General features: G+C 62.4%; 7 protein-coding genes and 1 pseudogene. 7 read left to right on the forward strand and 1 reads right to left on the reverse strand.

The window, feature by feature from the left end:
• Positions 1–458 (forward strand): annotated as a pseudogene (locus WCB02_RS33475) (hypothetical protein); the annotation flags it as partial.
• 155 nt (positions 459–613) lie between these two features.
• Here WCB02_RS33475 and WCB02_RS33480 read toward each other — a convergent pair.
• Entirely contained in the window at positions 614–1,117 is a 504-nt protein-coding gene (locus WCB02_RS33480; RefSeq protein WP_423965181.1) for an Lrp/AsnC family transcriptional regulator, read from the reverse strand.
• On the opposite strand from WCB02_RS33480, the gene WCB02_RS33485 reads away from it, so the two are divergent.
• The 6 genes from WCB02_RS33485 to WCB02_RS33510 form a co-directional block, all read left to right on the forward strand.
• Positions 1,037–1,414: a hypothetical protein gene (locus tag WCB02_RS33485; RefSeq protein WP_423965196.1), complete on the forward strand. Its 378-nt coding sequence runs from the start codon at positions 1,037–1,039 to the stop codon at positions 1,412–1,414. The two genes, WCB02_RS33480 and WCB02_RS33485, sit on opposite strands and share 81 nt — an antisense overlap.
• Before the next feature lie 166 nt (positions 1,415–1,580).
• Entirely contained in the window at positions 1,581–2,315 is a 735-nt protein-coding gene (locus WCB02_RS33490) for an aspartate/glutamate racemase family protein (RefSeq protein WP_423965193.1), read from the forward strand.
• A gap of 46 nt (positions 2,316–2,361) precedes the next feature.
• Entirely contained in the window at positions 2,362–3,216 is an 855-nt protein-coding gene (locus WCB02_RS33495; RefSeq protein ID WP_423965184.1) for a VOC family protein, read from the forward strand.
• Positions 3,217–3,342: 126 nt separating this feature from the next.
• A complete protein-coding gene (locus WCB02_RS33500) occupies positions 3,343–4,356 on the forward strand; it encodes a zinc-binding dehydrogenase (RefSeq protein WP_423965187.1) in 1,014 nt (337 codons plus the stop codon).
• Positions 4,353–4,787, forward strand: coding sequence for a PaaI family thioesterase (locus WCB02_RS33505; RefSeq protein WP_423965189.1), 435 nt, complete (start codon positions 4,353–4,355; stop codon positions 4,785–4,787). Before WCB02_RS33500 ends, WCB02_RS33505 begins: the two co-directional genes overlap by 4 nt.
• 88 nt (positions 4,788–4,875) lie before the next feature.
• The coding region (locus WCB02_RS33510) for an ABC transporter substrate-binding protein (protein ID WP_423965191.1) at positions 4,876–5,636 on the forward strand (761 nt) is incomplete at its 3' end.

Genomic DNA, 5,636 nt, shown 5'->3' on the forward strand with positions numbered 1-5,636 from the left:
CAGTTGCGCTGGGCGATTTCAGCGCGGTTGCCGCCGTCAGGGAGCGCAAGCCGGCGAGTGTGAGCTCATATCGGGTCGGCCAATGGCTCGGCACGCTGCCGCGCGCCTGGTCGGGCGATGCGGCAAGGCAATATCTCGCCGACATCAGGGAAACGGATCCGCTGTTCGCGCGCGAACATCTCGGCCATCCCGGCCTGCTGCAGCGGGTGATGAACAAGGTTTTGGTCGATAACGCCATCCTCGGTCCCTGGATTCATGTCGGCAGCAAAATGCAGTTGTTGTCGGCCGCCATGACCGGCGACGAGATCACGGCGCGGGCGAAGGTGACCGGCAATTACGAAAAGAAGGGCCACCGCTTCGTCGAGCTCGACGCGCTCGTGGTCGCCAACGGCACCACGCCCTTGGCGCATTGCCAGCACATCGCAATCTATCAACCCCGCGAGCAGGCGGCGGCGTAGCCTCTTTCTTCGTGCGGGCTCTTTCTTATCTCGCACGCTTGCGGGGATAAGGTGAGATCGATGATTGCAGAACGGGTAGAGCGGTCAGTCCTCGAGGGGGACTCAACTCCTTCTGCCTTCTTCGTTCCATATGACCAGCACGCCGGAAACCAGTACTAGACGGAAATGTTGCTGCGGCGTCCGGTCTCGTGCGACGCCGAAGCATAAACCAGCGGCAGCTCCGTCGTCGACTTGATCTGCTCCATGGCGAACATCGACGACACGTCATAGATGTCGATCTTCGATATCAGGCGGCGATAGAGATCGTCATAGGCTCTGATATCGGGCACCACGGCACGGATCAGGTAGTCGACATCGCCGCTCAGACGGAAAAAATCCACCACCTCCGGAAAGCCGGTCACGATCTTTCGGAAGCGGTCGACCCATTCGGCATTGTGTTGATTGGTCCTGACCGCGATGAAGACGCTGACGCCGAGATTGAGCTTTTCCGGATCAAGCAGCGCGACACGGCGTCGAATATAGCCGGCATTCTCGAGCTTTTGAATCCGGCGCCAACACGGTGTTGAACTCAGTCCCACGTGATCGCCGACCTCCTGAACGGAGAGGCTGCTGTCGCTTTGGAGAACGGCCAGGATCTTGCGGTCGAGTTCATCGAGCATTTGGACCTCAGCGTCGCCGGTTGCGGAAAAACATTTCCTCTTCGTTGCAACATCCCGCAATATTATTGCATGAGGTCAGGTCGAGCGAGCAAAAACATTCGCCATGCCATGCTATGGAAGAAGGCAGCGAAAGTGGGCGACGTCTCGGCAGCTACCGGCTCGCGCCGCACCAAGGGGCGGCCAACAGCCCGGGTCCTCTACAATCAGGGCCGCGCCGATACTGAAGCCCGGGCACATTCGCCTTTGCAAGCTGATGCGCCGATTCAGAAACGTCAGCGCCGGAGGGAGAACGTCTGAGCGAGGCGATGTCGTCAGTGTGGAATTCCATTCCTGCCATCGAGCAAACTATAGACATTATTCTCAGCCGAACCGGCTATCATCATCGCAATACGCAACGGATTTGCGCGCACCTGCCGCTACACTCTGCCGGTATAGGACAACACGCGGAGAGCGGCGGCGCGCGATGCAGACGATTGGACTGATTGGCGGGATGAGTTGGGAGAGTACGGCGGTCTACTATCGCCGATTGAATGAACAGATCCGCAGTCGGTTGGGTGGTCTGCATTCGGCGGACATATTACTGCGCTCGATCGATTTCGACGACATCGTCAGTCTGCAGAAGCAAGGCCGATGGGACGACGCATCCGCGGTATTGGTGCATATCGCCCGCGGCCTGGAACAGGCTGGCGCGAATTGCCTGCTGATCTGCACCAACACGATGCACAAGCTCGCCGATGATGTGCAGCGCGCGGTGTCGATACCACTGCTGCATATTGCCGATGTCACGGCTGCCGCTATTCGCGCAGGCGGGTACCGGCGTCCGCTGCTGCTGGCGACCCGCTATACGATGGAGCAGGACTTCTATGTCGAGCGCCTGCGTGACAGCTTTGCCCTGGCGCCGATCGTGCCGGATGCCGGCGACCGCGCAATCGTTCATGACATCATTTTCGACGAGTTGTGTCAGGGCATCGTGCGCGAGCAGTCGCGGCAGCTCTATGTCGATGTCATCACGCGCGGCAAGGCACAAGGCGCGGATTGCGTCATTCTCGGGTGCACCGAGATCTGCCTGCTGATCGGTCCCCATCATGTCAGTCTGCCGATGTTTGACTCCACCTCGCTGCATGCCGATGCAGCCATCGAATTGACCATGAAAAAAGTGGATGCACATGCGCGCCTCACGCAGGGGATTCCACGTTGAGGTGGCATCAGACTTGCTGCGCGGACGAGGAACGAGTGGAGAAGGCATGCCCCTGACGATCGATGCTGTGCGGCCCGTGCTGGATCACGCGGTCATCAATGTGATGGGCGAATTGGACAGGGCTGCCGCGCAATATCAGCGCCTCGGCTTTCACTTGACGGAACGAGGCCATCATTCGCTCGGTTCCAGCAATAATCTTGCGGTCTTCGGAGAAAATTATCTCGAATTACTTGGCTACCTTCCTGGCCGGGAAACCGCGCGCGCCGACCTGTGGACGCATCCGGCGGGCCTGACCGGCCTCGTATTCAAGTCGGTGGATCCCGATATCGTTGCGGCTGCGCTGAAAGCGCGCAACGTTCCGGCCGAGGCGCCCGTCAGCTTTTCACGTCCGGTGGCGCTGCCCGGCGGGCCGCAGGATGCGCGTTTCCGCGTGGTGCGCATCAGTTCGGACGAGGTGCAGAATGGGCGCACATTCTTCTGTCATCACGATACGCCGGAGCTGGTCTATCGGCCCGAATGGCTGATACATCCGAACGGCGCGCTCAACATCGTCGAGTTCGTGATCGCTTCTCAGGAACCCGCGCGGACCGCTGCGCTGTACGAGCGCATGTTCGGTGCGCCGTTGCTGGCGCCGGCTGTCGGCGGCGTGTCTTTCAAGGCCGGCGCCGCGACGGTGCGCGTGCTGACGCCGGCAGCGGTGGCGGAACGCTACTGCGGCGCCGCGCCGACCAGCGCTGACGGTTCGGATCGCATGATCGCGCTCGTCTTTCAGGTTGGGTCGCTCGACATTCCGCGCGCCGCGCTCGATGCGGCCGGCATCGGTCATGCGCCCTATGCCGATGGCATCATCGTCGATCACGGCAGCGCCGCCAACCTTGCCATTGGATTCACGGCGCGATGATCGAACGCGCCGACGGCAGCGGAATGTGATGACGAAACGAGCCATTTCGACACCCCAACAAGCCATCGACGGGCCGGCGACTGGCGCCCCGCGGCGACGGCTTAACAAACGGAGCTGAACAGCAACATGCGCGCAATGGTTCTTCGCGAACATGGCGATAACGACAAGCTGCAATTCGTGGCCGATTATCCGACCCCGAAGGCTGGCGCGGGTGACGTGGTGATCCGGGTCAGGGCCTCGTCGATCAACTATCACGATGTATTCACCCGCCGCGGCATGCCCGGCATCAAGGTGCCGCTGCCGGTGATCGTCGGGCTCGATGTGGCCGGCGAGGTTTCGGAGCTTGGCGCGGGCGTCGAGGGCTGGAAGATCGGCGACCGCGTGCTGATCGATCCGATCAACCGCGTCGAAGGCGGCCTCATGGGCGAAACCCAGGACGGCGGACTTGCCGAATTCTGCCGCGCCAAGGCCCACCAGTTGATTGGGATTCCGGACGAAGTCAGCTTTGAGCAGGCGGCCGCGCTGCCGGTGGCTTATGGCACGGCGATCCGGATGATGAACACGATCGGCAAGATCAAGCCGGGCGAAAAGGTCCTGATCCTGGGTGCCAGCGGCGGCGTCGGCGTCTGCTGCGTCCAGCTCGCCAAGCTCGCGGGGGCTTACGTCATCGCCTGCGCCGGCAGCGAGGAGAAGGGACGGCGCCTGACCGAGCTCGGCGCCGACGAGATCATCCTCTACACCCAGACCGATTTCATGAAGGCGGTGTTCGAGCGCCATGGCAAGCCGCATCGGCGGCGCTTCGCCAAGGGCGGCGGCGTCGACGTGGTGGTCAACTTCACCGGCGGCGACACCTGGGTGAAATCGATGCGCGTCCTCAAGCTGGGCGGCAGGCTCTTGACCTGCGGCGCCACCGCCGGCTACGCGCCGACGGAGGATATCCGCTTCATCTGGACCTTCGAACTGCAGATCCTCGGCTCCAACGGCTGGGAGCCGGACGACATCAGGACGCTGTTCGGGATGGTGCAGTCCGGAACGCTGAAGGTGCTGATCGACAAGGCCTATCCGCTCGAAGACGCCAGCGAAGCGCTTCGCGTCATCGAGGACCGCGTGGTGTTCGGCAAGGTGGTGGTGACGCCATGAGCGCGCAGCAGATCGCCGCATTGAGCGCGGCCGATATTCAGAAGTTGCTGGATGCCTCGCCGTTCAACCTGTTTCTGGGACTGCAGGTCACAGCGGCCGATCCGGCCAAGCAGGAAGTCACCATGCGCGCGGCGATGCGGCCCGAGTTCGAGCGGCGCCCCGGCTCGCGACAATGGCACGGCGGTGTGATCGCCTCCGTCATCGACACGGTCGGTGATTTTGCCGTCGGCATGATGGTCGGCAGGGGACTGCCGACGGTCAACTTCCGGGTCGACTATCTCAAGCCCGCGGTCGACACCGCGCTGATCGCGGTTTCGCGGGTGCGCCGCGCCGGCAAGAGCGTCGGCGTCGCCGATATCGACGTGTTCGACGAAAAGGGCTCGCTGCTCGCGATCGGCCGCGGCACCTATTCGACGCTGGAGAGCAAATAGCGCGAGCATTGCGGATGATGACCAATGAAGCGTCAAGACGGCGACCGAAACGAGGCCGGTAGTTCAAGCTGTTGTTGAGAGGCATCGGATGAGCAGAGTTTCCAGACGCGACTTCTTGTTGACCACGGCGGGCGCAGCACTCGTGGCGCGGCTTCCGTCGACCGCCAGGGCCGCGACCGCGGCGCCGAAACGCGGGGGCATGCTGATCGCGAGCTGGGGCGGTTTCGAGCCGCAGGCGCTGTTCGTTCCGGCCGGCGGCGGCTCGAGCCCCTATTTCACCTCGACCAAGGTGCATGAGCGGCTGTTGCGGTTGAACGTCGACCTGAAATTCGAACCGGTGCTGGCGCTCGATATCAAGCCGGCCGAGGACTTCCAGAGCTACACCATCAAGCTGCGGGAGAACGTGACCTGGCATGACGGCAAGCCGTTCACGGCCGACGATGTCGTCTACAACGCGATGGAATACTGGAAGCCGATTTCGGCGGGCGTCTCACTCGACGCCCTGGTCGGCGCCGAGGCGGTCGATGCGCACACGACGGTGCTGAAGTTCAAGGCGCCGGTGCCCGAATTCTTCTTCAAGTCGGTGCTGGCCGGCAAGGCGGGGCTGCTGATCCCGAAGCACATCTATGCCGGCAGCAACATCATCACCAATCCGATCAACAACACCCCGGTCGGCACCGGCCCGTTCAAGGTCAAGGAATGGGTGCGCGGCAGCCATGTGGAGTATGTCAAGAACGAGAGCTACTGGAATCCGGGTATGCCCTATCTGGATCGCCTGGTGATCCGCTGGTGGCGTGATCCGGCGTCGCGGTCGGCTGCCTTTGAGGCCGGGCAGCTCGACATCGGGAC

The sequence above is a fragment of the Bradyrhizobium sp. genome, assembly GCF_049581145.1.
Classification (GTDB): domain Bacteria; phylum Pseudomonadota; class Alphaproteobacteria; order Rhizobiales; family Xanthobacteraceae; genus Bradyrhizobium.

Bases quoted from the DNA above. Each gene is read 5' to 3' on its own strand.
- WCB02_RS33480 (WP_423965181.1), bottom strand. From the start codon at position 1,117: ATGCTCGATGAACTCGACCGCAAGATCCTGGCCGTTCTCCAAAGCGAC.
- WCB02_RS33490 (WP_423965193.1), top strand. From the start codon at position 1,581: ATGCAGACGATTGGACTGATTGGCGGGATGAGTTGGGAGAGTACGGCG.
- WCB02_RS33495 (WP_423965184.1), top strand. From the start codon at position 2,362: ATGCCCCTGACGATCGATGCTGTGCGGCCCGTGCTGGATCACGCGGTC.
- WCB02_RS33500 (WP_423965187.1), top strand. From the start codon at position 3,343: ATGCGCGCAATGGTTCTTCGCGAACATGGCGATAACGACAAGCTGCAA.
- WCB02_RS33505 (WP_423965189.1), top strand. From the start codon at position 4,353: ATGAGCGCGCAGCAGATCGCCGCATTGAGCGCGGCCGATATTCAGAAG.